Origin of the sequence: Streptococcus lactarius (genome assembly GCF_016642265.1) — a bacterium.
Classification (GTDB): Bacteria; Bacillota; Bacilli; order Lactobacillales; family Streptococcaceae; genus Streptococcus; species Streptococcus lactarius.
The window spans coordinates 167,102-169,515 of record NZ_MRXX01000006.1 but is presented as its reverse complement, the minus strand read 5'-3'; the positions used below and the strand labels follow the sequence as shown (position 1 = coordinate 169,515).

The following is a 2,414-nucleotide window of genomic DNA, read 5'->3' as shown; positions in this document are numbered from 1 at the left end:
CCCACTCTCTTTTCATTATTATTTTGCAAAGTCAAGCAATGCCAAGAAGCTTTCTGGATCAAGTGACGCACCACCAACAAGAGCTCCGTCAACATCTGGACAAGCCATGTATGAAGCAACATTTTCAGGTTTCACTGAACCACCGTATTGTACACGTACTTTGTCAGCTACTTCTTGACCGAAGTCAGCAGCTACAACGTCACGAACAACTTTACACATTTTTTGTGCATCGTCTTGTGAAGCTGATTTACCAGTACCGATAGCCCAGATTGGTTCGTAGGCAATGACTGTTGAAGATACTTGTTCAGCAGTCAAACCAGCCAAAGCAGCTGAAACTTGAGCACCTACGAATTCTGCTGCTTTACCAGCTTCGTAAGTTTCAAGACTTTCACCACAACAGATGATTGGAAGCATACCATTTTCAAAGATTGCTTTTGCTTTCTTGTTGATATCTTCGTTTGTTTCATGGAAGTAGTCACGGCGTTCTGAGTGACCGATTACAACATAGTCAGTACCGATTTGTTTCAAAACTTCTGGGCTAGTTTCACCAGTGAAAGCACCTGAATTTTTGAAGTAACAGTTTTGTGCAGCAACTTTAAGGTTTGAACCTTTAGCAGCAGCAAGAACAGCAGTCAAATCAACTGCAGGAGCTGCGATACCTGCTTCAACAAGGTCAGATGAAGGAAGTTTAGATGCTACAGCTTCAACAAATGCTTTTGCTTCTTCTGGATTTTTGTTCATTTTCCAGTTACCAGCGATAAATGGTTTACGTGACATTTCACATACCTCGTTTTTCTATTTTTTATATCATCTATTTTACCATATTTTTCGTCATAATAAAAGGGCGTACAAGCTCATTTCCTTTTACAAAAGAAAAAAACCCCGTTTTCACGGGGCTTTTTCTGTCTGTCTATATAATTGTTAATCTGGGAACTAGATCGAATTAAGCTTCGATTTCAGTAACCATACCTGAACCAACAGTACGTCCACCTTCACGGATAGAGAATGTAGTACCTTGTTCAACGGCGATTGGGTGGATCAACTCAACGTCGATAGTCACGTTATCACCAGGCATTACCATTTCAGTTCCAGCTGGAAGTTCGATAGATCCAGTTACGTCAGTTGTACGGAAGTAGAACTGTGGACGGTAGTTGTTGAAGAATGGAGTATGACGTCCACCTTCTTCTTTAGTAAGGATGTAAACTTCACCTTTGAATTTAGTGTGTGGGTGGATTGAACCTGGTTTAGCGATAACTTGTCCACGTTCGATTTCATCACGTTGGATACCACGAAGAAGCACACCAACGTTATCCCCTGCAAGACCTTCATCAAGTTGTTTACGGAACATTTCAACACCAGTAACAACTGCTTTTTGAATTTCGTCTTTGATACCAACGATTTCGATTTCGTCGTTGACTTTAACAGTACCACGGTCGATACGTCCTGAAGCAACAGTACCACGTCCAGTGATTGAGAATACGTCTTCGACTGGAAGAAGCAATGGTTTGTCAGTATCACGTTCTGGTTCTGGAATGTATTCGTCAACAGTATCCATCAATTCCATGATGATATCTTCGTACTTAGTGTCACCTTCAAGAGCTTTAAGAGCTGAACCTTGGATAACTGGAAGATCGTCACCTGGGAAATCGTATTCTGAAAGAAGGTCACGGATTTCCATTTCAACCAATTCAAGCAATTCTTCATCGTCAACCAAGTCAACTTTGTTCATGAAGACGATCAAGTGTTTAACACCAACCTGACGTGAAAGAAGGATGTGTTCACGTGTTTGTGGCATTGGTCCGTCAGTAGAAGCTACTACAAGGATAGCTCCGTCCATTTGAGCGGCACCAGTGATCATGTTTTTAACGTAGTCCGCGTGTCCTGGAGCGTCGATGTGAGCGTAGTGACGTTTTGCAGTTTCGTACTCAACGTGTGCAGTGTTGATGGTGATACCGCGTTCGCGTTCTTCCGGAGCAGCATCGATAGACGCATAGTCTTTTGGTTGGTTAACTGCTGAAGGCAAGCGACGTGCCAAAACAGTTGTGATAGCTGCAGTTAGGGTAGTTTTACCGTGGTCAACGTGTCCAATTGTACCGATGTTAACGTGCGGTTTACTACGATCGTATTTTTCTTTTGCCATTTGAGTAAAAGCCTCCAATAAAATATATTTTATAGATAGACAGTAGGCAATACAGTCTAACTTTCCTTACTATTCTATCGAATTTCAGATGAAAATGCAAGCCTTTTACCTATATTTTCTTAATTATTCCTCTTCTTTTCTCATATTTTGTGATCTCAAGAAAATTTAAGAATCGGCTTCTAAAAAGACCTGCTTTTCATTCTCTAATCAAGTTTATAAAGGAACTTCTCCTTGCTTCTTTTATACAGAAAAAGTGGCTGGGACAAAAATCCTA

The 2,414-nt window shown here is 41.0% G+C and carries 2 protein-coding genes; both read right to left on the bottom strand.

Annotated elements, in window-relative coordinates; translation table 11 throughout:
- Positions 1 to 18 precede the first annotated feature (18 nt).
- Positions 19 to 777: a triose-phosphate isomerase gene (gene tpiA, locus BTU61_RS05380; protein WP_200772657.1), complete on the bottom strand. Its 759-nt coding sequence runs from the start codon at positions 775 to 777 to the stop codon at positions 19 to 21.
- A gap of 166 nt (positions 778 to 943) precedes the next feature.
- The gene (gene tuf / locus BTU61_RS05375) at positions 944 to 2,140 is read right to left on the bottom strand and encodes an elongation factor Tu (RefSeq protein ID WP_187540490.1); all 1,197 of its coding nucleotides are present in this window, start codon (positions 2,138 to 2,140) and stop codon (positions 944 to 946) included.
- Positions 2,141 to 2,414 lie beyond the last annotated feature (274 nt).

Bases quoted from the DNA above. Each gene is read 5' to 3' on its own strand.
- tpiA (WP_200772657.1), bottom strand. From the start codon at position 777: ATGTCACGTAAACCATTTATCGCTGGTAACTGGAAAATGAACAAAAAT.
- tuf (WP_187540490.1), bottom strand. From the start codon at position 2,140: ATGGCAAAAGAAAAATACGATCGTAGTAAACCGCACGTTAACATCGGT.